General features: G+C 71.5%; 14 protein-coding genes. 3 read left to right on the forward strand and 11 right to left on the reverse strand.

Features of this window, described 5'->3' with window-relative positions; translation table 11 throughout:
* Nucleotides 1-170: 170 nt before the first annotated feature.
* Both mtrA and EIL87_RS23825 read right to left on the reverse strand, forming a co-directional pair.
* Complete coding sequence (mtrA, locus tag EIL87_RS23820) at nt 171-848, reverse strand: MtrAB system response regulator MtrA (RefSeq protein WP_125092824.1); 678 nt, start codon at nt 846-848, stop codon at nt 171-173.
* 162 nt (nt 849-1010) lie between these two features.
* On the reverse strand, nt 1011-1655 hold the full coding sequence (locus tag EIL87_RS23825) for a dTMP kinase (RefSeq protein ID WP_125092825.1): 645 nt from the start codon (nt 1653-1655) through the stop codon (nt 1011-1013).
* Between the two features lie 188 nt (nt 1656-1843).
* On the opposite strand from EIL87_RS23825, the gene EIL87_RS23830 reads away from it, so the two are divergent.
* Nucleotides 1844-4570 carry a hypothetical protein gene (locus EIL87_RS23830; protein WP_125092826.1) on the forward strand — a complete coding sequence of 909 codons (2727 nt, stop codon included), beginning with the start codon at nt 1844-1846 and terminating at the stop codon, nt 4568-4570.
* A gap of 337 nt (nt 4571-4907) precedes the next feature.
* On the opposite strand, the gene EIL87_RS23835 is transcribed toward EIL87_RS23830, so the two are convergent.
* The 7 genes from EIL87_RS23835 to EIL87_RS23865 all read right to left on the reverse strand — a co-directional run bounded on the left by EIL87_RS23835 (nt 4908) and on the right by EIL87_RS23865 (nt 12178).
* Nucleotides 4908-6422 carry an amino acid permease gene (locus tag EIL87_RS23835; protein WP_125092827.1) on the reverse strand — a complete coding sequence of 505 codons (1515 nt, stop codon included), beginning with the start codon at nt 6420-6422 and terminating at the stop codon, nt 4908-4910.
* Nucleotides 6423-6558: 136 nt separating this feature from the next.
* Nucleotides 6559-7482 carry a cation diffusion facilitator family transporter gene (locus tag EIL87_RS23840; RefSeq protein WP_125092828.1) on the reverse strand — a complete coding sequence of 308 codons (924 nt, stop codon included), beginning with the start codon at nt 7480-7482 and terminating at the stop codon, nt 6559-6561.
* A gap of 158 nt (nt 7483-7640) precedes the next feature.
* Entirely contained in the window at nt 7641-8894 is a 1254-nt protein-coding gene (manA, locus tag EIL87_RS23845; protein ID WP_199740588.1) for a mannose-6-phosphate isomerase, class I, read from the reverse strand.
* A 110-nt stretch (nt 8895-9004) separates the two neighbouring features.
* On the reverse strand, nt 9005-10084 hold the full coding sequence (locus EIL87_RS23850) for an SIS domain-containing protein (RefSeq protein WP_125092830.1): 1080 nt from the start codon (nt 10082-10084) through the stop codon (nt 9005-9007).
* A 7-nt stretch (nt 10085-10091) separates the two neighbouring features.
* Entirely contained in the window at nt 10092-10307 is a 216-nt protein-coding gene (locus tag EIL87_RS23855) for a Trm112 family protein (RefSeq protein ID WP_199740589.1), read from the reverse strand.
* Between the two features lie 58 nt (nt 10308-10365).
* Nucleotides 10366-11715: a phosphomannomutase/phosphoglucomutase gene (locus tag EIL87_RS23860; RefSeq protein ID WP_125092831.1), complete on the reverse strand. Its 1350-nt coding sequence runs from the start codon at nt 11713-11715 to the stop codon at nt 10366-10368.
* 103 nt (nt 11716-11818) lie between these two features.
* On the reverse strand, nt 11819-12178 hold the full coding sequence (locus tag EIL87_RS23865; RefSeq protein ID WP_199740590.1) for a DUF3499 domain-containing protein: 360 nt from the start codon (nt 12176-12178) through the stop codon (nt 11819-11821).
* A gap of 205 nt (nt 12179-12383) precedes the next feature.
* Between EIL87_RS23865 and EIL87_RS23870 the strand changes: the two genes are divergently transcribed.
* The gene (locus tag EIL87_RS23870; RefSeq protein ID WP_199740591.1) at nt 12384-12857 is read left to right on the forward strand and encodes a metallopeptidase family protein; all 474 of its coding nucleotides are present in this window, start codon (nt 12384-12386) and stop codon (nt 12855-12857) included.
* On the opposite strand, the gene EIL87_RS23875 is transcribed toward EIL87_RS23870, so the two are convergent.
* Both EIL87_RS23875 and EIL87_RS23880 read right to left on the reverse strand, forming a co-directional pair.
* Complete coding sequence (locus tag EIL87_RS23875; protein ID WP_125092832.1) at nt 12841-14868, reverse strand: hypothetical protein; 2028 nt, start codon at nt 14866-14868, stop codon at nt 12841-12843. The genes EIL87_RS23870 and EIL87_RS23875 overlap by 17 nt on opposite strands.
* A 123-nt stretch (nt 14869-14991) precedes the next feature.
* Nucleotides 14992-15219, reverse strand: coding sequence for a WhiB family transcriptional regulator (locus EIL87_RS23880; RefSeq protein WP_093414649.1), 228 nt, complete (start codon nt 15217-15219; stop codon nt 14992-14994).
* 593 nt (nt 15220-15812) lie between these two features.
* Between EIL87_RS23880 and EIL87_RS23885 the strand changes: the two genes are divergently transcribed.
* A complete protein-coding gene (locus tag EIL87_RS23885) occupies nt 15813-16571 on the forward strand; it encodes a site-2 protease family protein (RefSeq protein WP_125092833.1) in 759 nt (252 codons plus the stop codon).
* Nucleotides 16572-16586 lie beyond the last annotated feature (15 nt).

The raw sequence follows: 16586 nt of genomic DNA on the forward strand, positions 1-16586 counted from the left end.
ACCCGCGGCGGTGCAGGTCGCGAGGGTGGTCTTCACGCCTCGCGGCTCCGCCGCTGGCGCTCGAACACCACTCAGACTCTCGCAGACGTCTTCGGGGCGCCGCGCACCGGTGTCGAGCAGTCGGACGCTCGCTCGCCACCGAGCAGAACGACCACGAACTCAGGTGGTGATCACGGAGGGCCGGCTTTGTAGCCGACACCGCGAACGGTCAGCACGACCTCGGGGCGCTCCGGGTCGCGCTCGACCTTGGAGCGCAGGCGCTGCACGTGCACGTTGACCAGGCGGGTGTCGGCCGCGTGCCGGTAGCCCCAGACCTGCTCGAGCAGCACTTCGCGGGTGAAGACCTGGCGCGGCTTGCGGGCCAGCGCGACCAGCAGGTCGAACTCCAGCGGGGTCAGGGCGATCGGCTGCCCCTCGCGGGTCACCTCGTGGCCGGGGACGTCGATGATCACTTCACCGATGGTGAGGACCTCGGCGGGCTCGGCGTCGGTGCGGCGCAACCGCGCCCGCAGCCGGGCGACGAGCTCCTTGGGCTTGAACGGCTTGACGATGTAGTCGTCGGCGCCGGACTCCAAGCCGAGGACCACGTCGACCGTGTCGCTCTTGGCGGTGAGCATGACGATGGGCACCACGGACTCGGTCCGGATCGCCTTGCACACGTCGATGCCGTTCATGCCGGGCAGCATCAGGTCCAGCAGGACCAGATCGGGTTTGAGCTCGCGCAAGGCGGGCATCGCCTTGGTGCCGTCGCTGACGACGGCCGTCTCGAACCCCTCTCCCCGGAGCACGATGGTCAGCATTTCGGCCAGGGCCGGATCATCGTCCACCACGAGCACGCGTGCCTTCATGCACCACATCGTTGCACTTGTCACTTGGCCGCCGTGCATCCACCCGCCGGGTGTCGTCGCAGGTCGGGAACTCGACACCGGAACAGCGGTACTCATACCGCCGAATGGAGCAGTCCCGATGTGGCGAAAGCTATTCCGGCCGATCCCAGCGCGGCGGGGCCGTCAGCCGAGGACGTGCTTGTCGACCAGGACGCCGAAGTCGACGTCGGTCGCGCCGTCGACGACGACCCACGGGCTCCAGAAGCCGGCTTCGGCGAGTTCGGCGTAGACCTCGGCGCAGCGCTGCTGGAGCGAGGCGTCGGACTCGAAGCGGTCGCGGTCGCGGTCGGCTTCGGTGCGCTCGCGGTGCTCGGCTCGATCCGCGGCGACCTCGGCGGGCACCCGCAGCAGCACCTGCAGGTCCGGGCGCGGCAGGTCGAACCGGGTGATCTCCAGGTCGCGGACCCAGGACACGAACTCCCCGTCGGCGTGCTGGTGCAGCCGCGCGGCCCCGTAGGCGGCGTTGGAGGCGACGTAGCGGTCCAGCAGCACGACGTCGTGGGCGGCGAGGTGGGCGCGCAGCGCGTCGGCCGCGGCCCGGCGGTCCAGCGCGTAGAGGACGGCCATGCCGTGCACCGAAGAACCGAGGTCGCCGTGCTCCCCGCGCAGCGCTTCGGCGACGAGCTCGGCGTGCACGTCCTCGGAGTAGCGCGGGAAGGCCGCGCTCGACACCGTGCACCCCCTGGCGGTCAGCTCCGCGGTGATCCCCCTGGCCAAGGTGCGCTTGCCCGCGCCGTCCAGTCCCTCGATGACGATGAGTCGTCCCACGTCGGAAACGGTAGCCGAGCGTCCTGGACCCGTTCCGACCAGACCGGTTCCGCAGGTCGAAAAGGCCGAATCCATGACATCACCGGCTGTGACGATCACAATCGTTCCCGTAGAGGTCGCCTTGCGTGGATCCGCGATGGAGAATCACCTCGGCGTTCGATGATCACGACCTGCTCGGGAGGACCCCTGTGCAAGTACCCGGGCCCGACACCCGCGTCGTCGAGCTGCGCGTGCACGGCATCCTCGGCACGACCGGCGACGAACTGACCGATTCAGTGGCGTCGGTGGACGTGGCCGGGGACGGCGTGGGGCGCATCATGCGGCCGGCTGATCGGCTCCTCCGCCCGGTGCCGGGCCCGATGCTCAACGCCGGTGACCGCTCGGTGCCCCGGATCGTCGAGGGCTACGTGTGGGGCGCGATGACCTCGGGTGGCCTGGCGAAGGCCACCTGGGCGCTGCTGTTCCCGTTCGCGCTGGCCAACATGGCGCACTGGATGCTGCCGCCTACGCGCACCGACAACGTGATCAGCCGCGCGCTGTGCTCGCTGCTGCGCGCGTTGCTGCGGATCTCCGCGCTGCTGCTGACGACGCTGATGGTCGCGCAGCTGACGGTGGTCGGGCTGGACCTGGTGGCCGCCCAGTGCCTGGCGCCTGGCGCGCAGTGCATGGCCTACGTGCCGCAGGGGTTGCGCGAGGTCGACGTGCTGCGCTCGGTCGTGATGCTGCTGCCGGTGGCGCTGGTGGTGCTGCTCATGCACCGGCTGTCCACTGTGTCCTGGAACGTCTCGGCGCCGAAGAAGGACAGCCCGCAGCACTCGGCGATGGCACCGACGATGCCGGGTGGCAACGTGGTGTCCGATCCGGACACCCCGGCGCTGCGCGCGCTGCACGTGACGGCGGCCCTGTCCACTGTGGTCCTGGTGGCGCTGGGTGGTCCGCTGTCGTTCAGCTTCGACCCGCGCTGGCTGGTGGCGGTAGCGCTGCTGGTCGTCTCCGTGGTGGGCACGGCCGGCCTCGACGACCCGGCCGGGATGCGCGAGACCAGCAAGGTCTTCCGCGCGGTTCTGGGGCGGCGGACCCGGCAGGTGCTGATGTCCGCCGGTGGCGTGCTGGTCGCCTCGGTGGCGGTGCTGCCCGGTGAGTTGCGGGGTCCCCTGCCCGGTTCGGGCGCGACGGTCGACGCCATCAGCGCGCTGCTGGTGCTGACCTGCGTGGCGGTCGCGCTGCTGCTGCTCCCGGCCTCGCTGCTGGCGCGCAGTTCGTGGAAGTCCTCGCCGAAGCAGCTGCGTCCGTGGGCCGGAGGCTGGATGAGCGCGCCGGTGCTGATGCTGGCGGTCATGCTGGGCCACGGTTTCGGCGCGGGCCTGGCGCTCAGCGTGCGGCAGGCGCTCGAGGCGCCGCGCCCGACCGGCGCTGAGGCGCTGCAGCTGCCCGCCGCTTACGACGACGTGACGATCTTCTGGGGCACCGCCGTGCTGCTGCTGGCCGCCGCGCTGCTGGTGGCGGCCGCGTGGGTGCTGGTGCAGCGGTTCCGGCGCGGTGAGGACGGCGATCCGGTCCCGGACGAGGTCGCGCTGCTGCACGCCGGGCGGGCCGAGGACCAGCAGAAGGCCGCCAAGGCCTGGAAGCTGGCCGACCTGCAGCGCCGCTACGCGCACTGGCTGTTCCTGGTGATCGCGGGTGTGCTGACGGTCAGCACGGTCGCGACGCTGCTCGCCCGCTTCGCGGGGGTGCCGGAACTCCCGTGGTTGAGCGCGATCGGCGTGCTCGCGCTGGCCGGCCTCGCGGTCGGGTTGCTGCGGATGGTGTTCCTCGCCGCGACGAAGCGCGAAACCGCCCGCTACTTGGGCGTGCTGGCCGACCTGGCGCTGTTCTGGCCGCGGGAGGCGCACCCGGTGGTGCCGCCGTGCTACGCGCTGAAGGTGATCCCGGAGCTGGCCGACCGCGCGGCCGAGCACCTGTCCGACCCGAACACGCGCGTGGTGCTGGTCGGCCACAGCCAGGGCAGCCTGCTGGCGGCGGTGGCCGCGGCGCGGCTGCTGGAGACGCTGCCCGAGCAGGACCGCGAACGCCTCGGCCTGGTGACGGCGGGTTCGCAGCTGCAGTGGGCCTACCCGCGTGCGTTCCCCGGCGTGGTGCCGCACTCGGCGCTGCGCGACCTGGCGGGTCGCATGGGCGAGCGGTGGCGGTCGCTGTGCCGCGGGACGGATCCGCTGGGCGGGGCGGTGACGACCTGGAACCGGCAGGTCTACAACGGGATGCTCATCGGCGTCGGGCTGCGCGGCGACGGCACGGACGGTCCCTTGCCCGCGGCGACGCGCGGTCCGACGGGCGCGCTGGTGCTGGGCAGCGACCACTGGTTGCCGGACCCGCAGCGCGGGCCGTTCTCGTGCCGCCGCTGGGTTCCGGGCGTGCTGGGGCACTCCGACTACAGCGGTGATCCGGAGTGGGACCGCGCGGTGGCCATGGCGGCGGGCCTGGAACGTCCGGTGCGCGGTGCCGCACTGCCGTTGTCGGCGCCGGAAGCCCCGCAGATCCCGTCGGCTCCGGAGCCGCGCTCTGCGAAGCCCGGAGCGGAACTGGCGCCGCGGGGCGACGACGGCGGGTCGATCGGCGGTCCGGTCGAGGAACTGCCCCAGCGCACCCCAGGTGCCACGGCGGAAGCCGTCAGGACCGGGCGCACCAGGACGATCCGGTCGTTCCGCAAGGGCCCGCAGCGCCCGTCCGAGGCCGAAGTCCCGCAGCAGGCGCACGAGGAGACGGCCGAGGACACCGCCGAGGACCACACCGAGCTCCCCGCCCAGCAGGACTCCGAGCCCCGCTCGGAGCCGTCGGTGCTCCCCGAGATCACCGAGCCGCGGGGCCGCATCGCTCCCTGGGAGCGGGGCTCGGCACTGCGCCCCACCGACGGCTGACCGGCGCCCCTGGCGCTTCCCGGGCCACCGCACGGTGGTTCAGCGCCGGGCGCCGCCGGTGCCCGGCGCGTGCGGGTCGGCCACGACGACATCCGGCGATGGCCGGAAGTTGTCGCCGCACGGCGTGGTCGGCCGCTCGAAGGCGTTCGTGCGCGGCCGAGTCGTGAGAGCACCTGCCGGTTCCTTCAAGCTGGACGAAGGAAGGAACCGGCGGCCCTGTCAGGGCGCGGCAACCCCGGCCTTCACGAGAAGAAACCCCACCGCGCCTCTCAAGGCCGGGAAAGGCGAAGAGCGGTGCCACCCCGAAGGATGGCACCGCTCTCGCGCGTCGCTCAGGTCAGCTGCCGACCGCGCCGCCGCTGGCGACGTCGCCCTCACGGCCCAGGCGCGAGTGCCTGCGGCCGTAGGCGAAGTAGATCACCACACCGGCGATCATCCAGACGGCGAACCGGACCCAGGTCAGGGCGGTCAGGTTCAGCATCAGCCACAGGCAGGCGAGGATCGCCAGGATCGGCACCAGCGGGACCAGCGGGGCCTTGAAGCCGCGCGGCAGGTCCGGACGGGTCCGGCGCAGCACGATCACACCCAGCGAGACCAGCACGAACGCGAACAGCGTGCCGACGTTGACCATCTCCTCCAGCTTGTCCGCTGGGAAGAAGGCCGCCGCCACGACGACCACCACACCGACCAGGACGGTCGCGCGGACCGGAGTTCCCCTGGTGCTGGAGGTCTTGGCCAGGCCCTGCGGCATCAGACCGTCGCGCGACATGGCGAACAGCACGCGGGTCTGGCCCAGCAGCAGCACCATGACCACGGTGGTCAGACCGGCCAGAGCGCCGACCGAGATGATCGCCGCGGCCCAGGTGACGCCGTGCTGCGTGAACGCGGTCGCCAGCGTCGAGCGGGTGCCGTCCTCGGCGGTCGCCAGGTCGGTGTAGGGCACCATGCCGGTGACGACCAGCGCGACCGCGACGTAGAGCACCGTGACGATGGCCAGGCTGCCCAGGATGCCGCGCGGGGCGCTCTTCTGCGGGTTCTTGGTCTCCTCCGCGGTGGTCGCGACGATGTCGAAACCGATGAACGCGAAGAACACCAGCGAAGCACCGGCCAGCAGGCCGAAGACGCCGTAGGTGCTGGTCTCGCCCCCGAGGATCAGCGACAGCAGCGACTGCTCGATCGCCGGGCTGTCCTCAGTGGCCTTCTGCCCCGGCGGCACGAACGGCGTGTAGTTCGCCGCGTTGACGTAGGCCAGGCCGACCACGATCACCAGCAGCACGACAGCCACCTTGATGATCGTGATGACCAGCGAGACGCGGGCGGAGAGCTTCGTGCCCAGCGCCAGCAGCGTGGACAGCACCACGACCAGGAACAGCGCGCCCCAGTCGAACTGGAGCGGTCCCATCTCCAGCACCGTGGGCACGGTCAGCCCGACCAGTTCGAGCACCTGCTCCAGGTACACCGACCAGCCCTTGGCCACGGCCGCGGCGGCGACCGCGAACTCCAAGATCAGGTCCCAGCCGATGATCCAGGCGATGAACTCGCCGAACGTGGCGTAGGAGTAGGTGTAAGCGCTCCCGGCCACCGGCACCGTCGAGGCGAACTCGGCGTAGCACAGCGCGGCCAGACCGCAGGCGATCGCGGCGAGCACGAATGCCAGCGACACCGACGGCCCGGAGACGTCACCCGCCGTCCGTGCGGCCAGCGTGAAGATACCGGCACCGATCACGACCGATACGCCGAAGACGATCAGGTCCCAGGTGCCCAGATTCTTGCGTAGTTTGGTGTCCGGCTCGTCGGTGTCGAGGATGGATTGCTCGACCGACTTGGTTCGCCACAGCCCAGTGCCTGGCACTGTCGCCTCCTCATCAAGTCCCATGTGTCGCGGGGCGGAAGGAACCTTAACCCGCAGGTGTTGCTCCGGGTAACGGTCGACCAGTGTTCGCCACCGGTTTCGTTAACCCGTTGTGATGCCAGAACGGTGTCTCGTGTCAGGTCGTGGTCGCGCGACCACGGTCGAGATCCGGTTCCAGGTAGATCAACCTCGCCGCCGGAACCTTCCCCCGGATCCGCTGCTCTGCACCATCGATCTCGGCGGCGACTTCCGCAACCGAGAGGGACGGGGCCAACCCGATCTTGGCCGCGATCAGCAGCTCGTCGGGCCCGAGGTACTGCGTGCGGATGTGGATGACGCGTTCCACCCTCTCCGACTCCAGCTCGCCGATGATGTGGTCGAGCACCTCGCGGTTCGCGCCCTCGCCGATGAGCAGGCTCTTGGTCTCCACGATCAGCACGACCGCGATCACGCCCATGAGCACACCGATGCACACCGTGCCGATCCCGTCGAAAACCGCGTTGCCGGTGAGCAGCGTCAGCCCGACACCGCCGAGCGCGAGCACCAGGCCGACCAGCGCCCCGAGGTCCTCCAGCAGGACCACCGGCAGCTCGGGGGTCTTGGACTGGCGGATGAACTGCCACCAGCTCAGGTCGCCCTTGATCGCGCGGGACTCCTGGATGGCGGTGCGGAAGCTGTAGCTCTCCAGCCCGATCGCGATCAGCAGGATGATCACGGCCACCCACGCCGAGTCCAGCGGTTCCGGGTGCCCGATCTTGTGCACGCCCTCGTAGAGCGCGAACACCGAACCGAGCGTGAACAGCATCAGCGCGACGACGAACGAGTAGAAGTACCGGTCCCGCCCGTAGCCGAACGGGTGCTCCTCGTCAGCCTTGCGCTTCGAGGTCTTCTGACCGAGGAGCAGCAGCCCCTGGTTGGAGGTGTCGGCGAGCGAGTGCACCGACTCCGCCAGCATCGACGACGAACCGGTGAACAGGAATCCACCGAACTTGGCCAGCGCGATGCCCGCGTTCGCGGCCAGCGCGGCCACGATGGCCCTCGTTCCGCCACCTGCTGACACGATGTCCTCCCGTCGATCTGGCTCCGATGACGGGAGGAATCTACCGGGTGCCCCGCCCTCGCAGGGGCGAACCGGTCGTTCTCCCCGCTCGGGAGCCGTGGTGCACGGCGGGGCGGGGAGCAGGACCACCCTGGAACGAGCGGCTACGCCGCGCGGAGCTAGAAGGAACCCGCGGCGGCGCGGAAGACCTGGGCTTGGCCGACCGGGTCCAGTTCGGCCGGGCGGACTTCGACCGCCGGGTCGCTGGCGGCCAGCCACACCGATTGGCCGCGCTGCAGGACCAGCTCGTGCGGCAGCGAGCCGTTGCCGTGGTGCCCGCGGGTCAGCCGGACGCTGCCCTTGGTGCACAGCAGTATCTGCGGGCCGGGCGAGTCGAGGTGGACGGTGCCGGCTTCGGCCGGCGTCCAGTCCAGCCTGGACAGCTCGAACTCGTCGGCCGGCGTGCGGTAGGCGGTGAGGTTGGCGTCGAGCGACTCGCCCTTGAGCACCCGCATGTCACCGCACGAGAAGTCCAGCACCTTCAGCAGTTCCGGCACGTCCACGTGCTTCGGGGTCAGCCCGCAGCGCAGGATGTTGTCGGAGTTGGCCAGGATCTCGATGCCGGTGCCGTGCAGGTAGGCGTGCAGGTTGCCGGCGGGCAGGAAGATCGCTTCGCCCGGCTGCAACACGAGCCGGTTCAGCAGCAGGCTCGCCAGCACGCCCGCGTCGTGCGGGTAGGACTCGCCGAGCTCGAGCACCGTGCGGCACTCCAGGGCGAACTCACCGCGCTCCTTGACGTGCGCGACGCAGGCTTCCAGCAGTTCCGGCAGCACGTCCCGCAGGTAGTGCTCGGGCAGCGTGATCCAGGTGGTGAACAGGGCGCGCAGCCCGCTGGCGTCCGGCTGCGCGGCTAACAGCTCGCGGTGCGCGCGCAGGCTCGGCACGTCCAGCGCGTCGAGCAGCCGGACCGTGCGCTGCGCGTCGCGGAACCCGGCCAGGGCGTGGAACTCGGTGAGCGCGCAGACCAGCTCGGGTTTGGCCGTCGGGTCCGGGTAGTTGCGGTTCGGCGCGTTGCGGGCGATGCCGGCACGCTCCTCCCGCTCGAAGCCCTCGGCGGCCTGCTCGGCGGAGGGGTGCGCCTGCAGGCTCAACGGCTCGTCGGCGGCGAGGACCTTCATCAGGAACGGCAACCGACCACCCCAGCGGCGCACGCACTCCTCCCCGAGGTGGTGCGCGGGTTCGGAGTCGAGCAGCGACAGCAGCGACACCTCGTCCCCGTCGGAGCGCAGCACCCGGGACGGATCACCGGGGTGGGCGCCCATCCACAGCTCAGCCTCCGGATGCGGTGTGGGGACGGGCCGACCGAGCAGATCCGCAATAGCGGTGCGCGAGCCCCACGCGTAGGGGCGCACCGCGTTGCGCAGTAGCTCCACAGTCGTTCTCGCTTCCTCGTTCTCGCGCTTGCTCGCCCGGCCAGCACATCGCGCCCGCAAGGCGTGCGGCATCGGGGGCTTCCCGGATCTTCGGTGCCGTGCGGCCTGCCTCAGCTCATGGCCAGGGCCGGCCAGCCAGGGCCGTTGAGCGTGCCCGCGGCCAGGCCCAGGTACACGGCCGCCAGGTCGAAGCGGGCTGCCAGGACCGCGGCGCGCAGCAGCGGGTCGGCGCGCACCGTGTCCCCCGGGGCGACCACGTCGGCACCGGGTAGGTCCCGCATCGCGGACCGCTCGAACACCTCCCCCTGGTCGTTGTGGCGCGTGCTGATCAGGAAGACCCGCAGCAGCGCCCCGACCTCGTCCTCGGGGTCGGCGAAGATGTCGGCCTCGGATCCGACCGACGCGGCGGCCCGGTGCAGTCCGCGCTGCACGACCGCCTGCGGGTACTCGGCGACGTGCCCCGGGACTCCCGCGTGCGCTCCGAGCGCGAACGAGGCGTGTCCGGCCACGGCGGCGGAGATCGCGTCCACCCCCCACAGCAGCGGGGTGCGCTCGGCCAGCCGCAGCGCCAGCGACTTGGCCGGGTTGCTCAACGACTCGTGGGACGGGTGGGCGCGCTCGGCTTCCTTGTCGAGCTCCTCGGCGAGTTCCTCGGTGTCGAAGTCCAGCAGGTCGAGGGCTCGCAGGGTGCACAGGCCAGCTGCGAAGACGTGGGCGAACGCCAGTGCGGGCGGCACCGCCACGCGCGGGGCCAGGACCTTCGCCCGACCGGCACCGGCGGCGGCCACCGGTCCTTCGGAGGGCACCGCGAGCACGACGCTGGCGCCCCGCCGGCAGGCGGTCGCGACGCCCTCGGCGAGGGTGACGTCACCGACGTCGTCGGTGTGGGCGAAGACCGCGTCCAGCGCACCGACCCAGGTCGGCAGCTCGTCGGAGATCACCACCGGCACCGGGCAGCGGGGCCCGGTCAGCGCACCCAGCAGCCGCGCCACGGTCACCGCCACGCCGGGCCTGGTGAGCAGCACGACAGCGCGCGGGCGGTCTTCGGCGAGGTCGTCGAGGCCCACTTCCGCCGCCGTCTCGGCGGTGGAGCGCACCTGTGCGCCGGAGAGCGCGGCCAGCCTCAGCAGGCCGCCGGCGTCGGCGTCGGCGAGCCTGGCGGGATCGTCGAGGAGCGTGTCGTCCAGCACCTGCGCTTCACCCCTCCCCGGCGCCGCCGGGAGATCCGCCCCCGACGGCCTCGTCCAGCAGCAGCACCGGGATGCCGTCTCGGACGGGGAAACCGCGCCCGCAGGAGGTGCAGGTCAGGTAGTCGGCCTGCGCGTCGTCCCCCAGGCCGGGCCGCAGCGCGCCGTGCTGCTCGCACGGGCAGGCAAGGATCTCCAGCAACTGCGCTTCCAGGTCAACGGCCACGTTTCCTCCCAAACTCGCGCGCTTCGGCGAGTGTTGCTCGTCAGGGTCGACGCGCGGGTCATCCGCGGATGACCGCGAGCACCTCGTCGCGCAGCGCGGCCATGGCCTCAGTGTCCCGCGCCTCGACGTTGAGCCGGAGCAGCGGTTCGGTGTTGGACGGGCGCAGGTTGAACCACGATCCGTCCGACAGCTCCACGGTAAGCCCGTCGAGCTCGTCGACAGAAGCTCCATTCCGGTCACCGAAGGTGTCGGCGACGGCCCTCAGCCGGGCTTGCTGGTCGTCGACGGTGGAGTTGATCTCGCCGCTGGCCGCGTAACGGGAGTACTGGGCCATGAGCTCGGACAACGGCTCGTCCTGACCGCCGAGCGCGGCCAGCACGTGCAGCGCCGCCAGCATCCCGGAGTCGGCGCGCCAGAAGTCGCGGAAGTAGTAGTGGGCGGAGTGCTCGCCGCCGAAGATCGCGCCGGTCTCGGCCATCGTCTGCTTGATGAAGGAGTGGCCCACGCGGGTGCGCACCGGTTTGCCGCCGAGCTCGGACACGATCTCGGGCACGGCCCTGGAGGTGATCAGGTTGTGGATGATCGTCGCGCCGGGCTCCTTGGCCAGCTCGCGGGCGGCGACGAGCGCGGTGATCGAGCTCGGGGTGACCGGCTCGGCGCGCTCGTCGACCACGAAGCAGCGGTCTGCGTCGCCGTCGAAGGCCAGGCCGAGGTCGGCTCCGACCTCGCGGACCTTGGCCTGCAGGTCGACGAGGTTGGCCGGGTCGAGCGGGTTGGCCTCGTGGTTCGGGAAGGTGCCGTCGAGCTCGAAGTACATCGGCACGAGTTCGACGGGCAGGTCGGCGAACACGGTGGGCACGGTGTGCCCGCCCATGCCGTTGCCGGCGTCGACGACGATCTTGAGCGGCCGGATGTCGCGCAGCTGCACCAGGTCGAGCAGGTAGGCCGAGTAGTCGGCGACCATGTTGCGCTCGCTGGTGGTGCCCTTGGCGCCGAGGAACTCGGGCACGCCGTGGCCGACGAGCTCCTGGATCTCCGACAGGCCGCTGTCCTGACCGACCGGCGCCGCGCCCGCGCGGCAGAGCTTGATGCCGTTGTACTCGGCGGGGTTGTGGCTGGCGGTGAACATCGCACCGGGCAGCTCCAGCGTGCCGGAGGCGAAGTAGAGCATGTCGGTGCTGGCCAGCCCGATGTTGATGACGTCAACGCCCTGGCCGGTGACACCCTCGGCGAACGCCTCCGCCAGCGTCGGCGAGGACTCGCGCATGTCGTGGCCGATCACCACGGCCGGTCCACCGACCAGTCTGGTGAACGCCGCTCCGATCTCCCGCACGACGTCGGCGTCCAAGCCTTCGCCGACCACCCCGCGGATGTCGTAAGCCTTGACGATCCCCGACAGGTCCCGCACGCTGCACCCTCCCCGGTTCCAACCAACGTGGTGGGCAGCCTACCGGCGATCGGCGGGTCGTTGGCAGCATCCGGTTTGACCAGAGCTGTTCGTCACGATCTGTTCACTCGTCCACCGGGTCGGGCAGCGCCCGCAGGTGGCCGCGACGCCCGGCTCCCGGGGCGCTGACCTGCGGTTCCACTGGCCTGTCCGGTCTGCCCGCCTCGCGCACGGCTTCGGCGAGCGCGGTCAGGTCGTCATCCGACGGGGTCGGTGGGGCGAACTCGCCTTCGTGCCGGACGACCTCCCAGCCGTTGGGGACGGTCAGCCGCAGCGCGTGCGCCTCGCACAGGTCGTAGCTGTGCGGTTCGGCATAGGTGGCGAGCGGGCCGACGACCGCGGTCGAGTCCGCATAGGCATAAGTGAGCGTGGCGACGGCCGGGTTGACACACCCGGTCCGCGAGCACCGCCTCACGCTCCGCACGACACGCACGATAGCGCCTCCTGTCCACCTCGCGGCGCAGGCACGCGGAATCTCTTTCACGAGCCACGCCGAACACCAGTTTCCACCCTGCCGCCGCCCGAGCTGATCGGGTGTCCGCTTCCGGCGAACAGCCTGCCGTGATCTCCACCTGAAATCCCCGTGGCGGCTGTCCCGGACGGGGTGGCCGAGGGCGTACCCTCAGCCCGTGGTTACCGCACGTGGATCTCGGCGTCGAACCCGCTACCGGCGGGATCGACGCGGCCGTGGCCTGCGCGGACCCCTGTACCCGTCCTCGGTCCCGGTCTCGCGCAGCCGTTCGCAACGCTTCGACGCGCTGGTGCTGGAGGCCCTGGAGCCGATCGAGCAGCGCTGGCACGCCGAACTCACCCAGCTCGACGTGGCCGTCGACGAGGTCCCGGAGATCAGCACCACGGCTCCGGAGAAGGTGACCTGGGACGACGACGTGGTGGTCGACGCCAACGTCCCGCTGGCCCGGCTCGTGCCGGCAGGCGTGGACAAGCGCGGCTTGCCCACCCGCGCCCGCATCGTGCTCTACCGCAGGCCCCTGGAGGCCCGCGCCCGCGACGGCACGGACATGGCCGACCTGCTGCACGACGTCCTCGTCGAGCAGGTCGCCACCTACCTGGGCCTGGACCCGGACGTCATCGAAGGGCAGTGAGCACCTTCCGGGGGCGTCCCGGGATGGCGGCGATGACGGTGAACAGGACCAGGGCCGCCTGCACCACCAGCAGCGTGGTGCGCGGCATCTCCGTGTAGCCGACCTGGACCTCGGCGGCCTGCGCGGGCAGCGGCACCGCGACGAGGTGACCCCAGGCGGTGGCCAGCGGCACGCGCCGGCCGTCGACCGTGGCGTACCAGCCCGCTTCGTTCTCCGCGCCGAGCACGAGCGCGCGCCCGGTGCCGCCCTCGGAGATCCGCACGGAGAACGAGGGCAGCTCGGCGTCCACGGGCAACGGGCGCGCCTCGGGCGCGGGCCCGGGTTCGGTCTGGGCCTGTCGTGCGAGATCCGGTCCGACGAGCTTGACCGGGGCCGCCGGCACCAGCAGCCGCAGCTCGCGGGTCGGGCCGGGGCGCGGGCCCTCGTCGACGACCATGTCGTAGGCGAGCTCGGGCAGCCGGGTGTCGGACGGGGCGATCACGTGGTCGGCGCCCCTGGCGGCGACCGCGGCCAGCGCTCGGCGCACCCGCTCACCGTCCTGGCTGGCCAGGTCCTCGTCGACCTGCCGCAGCCAGTCCGCGGCTGCCCCCGCCGGGGCGAGGTCGTCCTCGCCGAAGCGCGGGCCGGCACCGGAGACCAGCCGCGCAGGCTGCGGCCCCGGTTCCAGCACCAACCGGGTGCCGGTGCCCGAGGCCGCCTGGTGGACCTGCAGCGGCCCGGAAGCGGCTCCGACGGCCGAGGCCGCGCCCAGCACGAGGAACCCGGCCGCGAGCACCGGTGTGGCGATCTTCCAGTTCAGCGCCGGAAGCTTCGCGACCAGCACGGTCCAGGCGCACCCGGCCGCGACCAGCACCAGCGGCCCGCCGGTCCAGCCGGGGCTCTCGACGCCGCCGGTGAGCGGCGCGGCGGACGCGGTGCCGATGACGACGGCGACCAGCCAGCCGAGCAGGGCGACGCCGGCACCGGCCAGCATCCGGGCGTCGAAGCAGACCGCCAGCGCCAGGACCGCGCCCAGCACCAGCAGCACACCGGCCAGGCTCGGCAGCGAACCGTCCGGGCTGAGCACCGCCAGCAGCACCGAGGCGGGCTGCTCGACGACGCGGGCGCCGAGCCCGTGGAGCAGGATCTCGGGGTGGCTCAGCAGCACCACCGGCCACGGCAGCAGGCACGCCACCGACAGCAGCAGCAGCGCGACCAGCCCGGCGGCGCGCCTGCGTCCGCGCAGCCCGCTGCCGGGCACGAGGACGTGGGCGAGCAGCGCCAAGAGGATCAAGCTGAGCTGCACCAGCGGCGCGAACGCGCCGAGGACGGCCAGGCCGAACGCGGTGAGGCAGGCGGTGCCGAGCCACCGGCCGTCCGAGCGGCGGATCACCGCGGCGATCCCGGCCAGCAGCGGCGGCACGAGGACGTGCGCGACGACGACGTCGAGCCGGCCCTGCCCGGCCGAGATCGCGGACGCGGGCAGCAGCGCGTAGCCACCGGCGACCAGAGCCCGCCGCAGCGGCGGGACGTCGAGCCCGCGGGTCGCGAGGTAACCGCTCAACCCGGCGAGGGGAGCTCCGAACAGCAGCAGCGCGGAGACGACCACCGACGGTCCACCTAGGACGGAACCGAGCAGCGCCAGCACCGCGAGCGACGGCGGAGCGGGCGCACCCGTGCCGCCGCTGACGGCGTGCCACGCGTCGAGGTAGTCGCTCCAAGTGGTGGCCAGATCCGCGGTCGGCAGCAGCCGACCACCGGTCAACGTGCCGCCGAGGCGACCGGTGACCACGGCGTTGACGAGCGCGAAGACGACGAGCACGGCGACCATCGCGGTCCCGGGCGACCGCAGCACCCGCAGAGCTCGGTCGCGCAGCGGAGGCCTCACCGGCGCCGTGTCCTCCTCGGTGTCCGGCGCGTCGGGCACCTCACGCGGTGACGGTGTCGGCTGCTCGGCCTGCCCGTTGCCCTGGGAAGCGTTGCGGCGCAACGACTTCAGCAACTGCATCGGCGACTTCGACGGCTCGTCCACCCGCGCTGGTCCTCCCGCTCGCCCGAACCTCTACGGCCCGAACGGTAATGCACGCGTGAGCGGCGGAGGAGGAGAGGCGACGAGGTGCTCGCGCCCGGCGAGCGAGGAGGCCGGACCCGCCGGTCAGACCGCGCGACGCTTGAGCTTGCGGCGCTCACGTTCAGACAGTCCGCCCCAGATGCCGAAGCGCTCGTCGTGCTGCAGCGCGTATTCCAGGCACTCGGACCGGACCTCGCAGCCGGAGCAGATGCGCTTGGCCTCGCGGGTGGATCCGCCCTTCTCCGGGAAGAAGGCCTCTGGATCGGTTTGCGCGCACAGCGCGCGCTCCTGCCACTCCTGCTCTTCTTCCATCTCGAAGAGCTCTGCCAGCACGTCGAATTCCGCGATCGTGGCAGTGGCGTCCCCACGCTCCGCGAGACGGCTCTCTCCTGATTCCCACATGACTCCCCCGATTTCTCCCCGTCAGTCCCACCGGCCCTCCCCAGGGCCGGAACAGGACGCACTCCTGCTCGCAGGCTGCTGGTCCCGCAGCCGGGACCAGGATTCGTGTCGACGGCGGCGCCGTCGCCGACCGCTCACCTCGCCGCCCTCTCACTGCCGACGAGACGCTGATCGACCTCGTGTCCAGCCGGGTTCTCCCGTGCCCGACCCAACGCCGCCGCGACCGCCCGCCGCAGCGAGCTCTTCGTTTCCGACAGCGAATGACACTGCTGTGATTACACCCGTGTAGCTCCTTGCGGTCAAGCCGAGACCATCCGTAGGGGGGACCCCGGTTCTTCGGCGCCCCAGGTCCGGCTGCGGCAACCGGCTCTGCGCGTTCGGCACAGGGCCCGTGCTCCGTCCGGCGCATCGTGCTGCGCCATGATCATGAATATCACCCCGCAGCGATCAGCGCCTGTCGAAGCCGATCAACACACCACGGGCGAGTCGTGGAAACTTGGGGCGTGACTACCTCGGCGCTGCGGGTCAGCCCGCTCTTCCTCGGCATCCTCGCGGTCACCGCGTTGGGTGGCGTGCTGACGACGTTCACCAACACGACCTCGTTGACCGCGGGCGTGATCCTGCTGGTGCTCGGCGGCTGGGCGGCGTCGTTGTGCCTGCACGAGTTCGGGCACGCCGCGACGGCGTACCGGGGTGGCGACTGGTCGGTGCGCGCGAAGGGCTACCTGACGCTGGACCCGCGCCGCTACACCGATCCGGTGCTGAGCATCATCCTGCCGCTGATCTTCGTGGCCATCGGCGGCATCCCGCTCCCCGGTGGCGCGGTGTGGATCAACCACGCGGCGTTGCGGGGTCGCCGCGTCGAGTCGATGGTCTCGCTGGCGGGGCCGCTGACGAACCTCGTGCTGGGACTCGTCCTCACGACCATCGTGGCGCTGGTGCCGATGCCGCTCGGTCTCACGGCGGGCCTGTCCTACCTGGCGTTCCTGCAGGTGATCGCGTTCGTGCTCAACATCCTCCCGGTCCCCGGGCTGGACGGTTACGGCGCGGTCGAACCGTGGTTGTCGGCACCGGCCCGCCGGTTCGGCGAGAAGGCGCGGCTGTGGGCTCCGCTGGTGCTGTTCCTGCTGCTGATCGGGGTGCCGCTGGTGGGCAGCTGGTTCTTCGAGCTGGCCTACTTCGTGTTCGACCTGGTCGGCGGCGATTCGGCGATGACCTCGCTCGGCCAGAGCCTGTTCCGGAGCATCTTCGGCGGGCTGTGATTCCACGTGCCGGGA

Source organism: Saccharopolyspora rhizosphaerae, from assembly GCF_003931915.1.
In the GTDB taxonomy this organism is placed as follows: Bacteria; Actinomycetota; Actinomycetes; order Mycobacteriales; family Pseudonocardiaceae; genus Saccharopolyspora; species Saccharopolyspora rhizosphaerae.

Excerpts from the sequence above, each read along its gene's own strand:
- EIL87_RS23880 (WP_093414649.1), bottom strand. The coding sequence starts at position 15,219 with ATGGAAGAAGAGCAGGAGTGGCAGGAGCGCGCGCTGTGCGCGCAAACC.
- mtrA (WP_125092824.1), bottom strand. The coding sequence starts at position 848 with ATGAAGGCACGCGTGCTCGTGGTGGACGATGATCCGGCCCTGGCCGAA.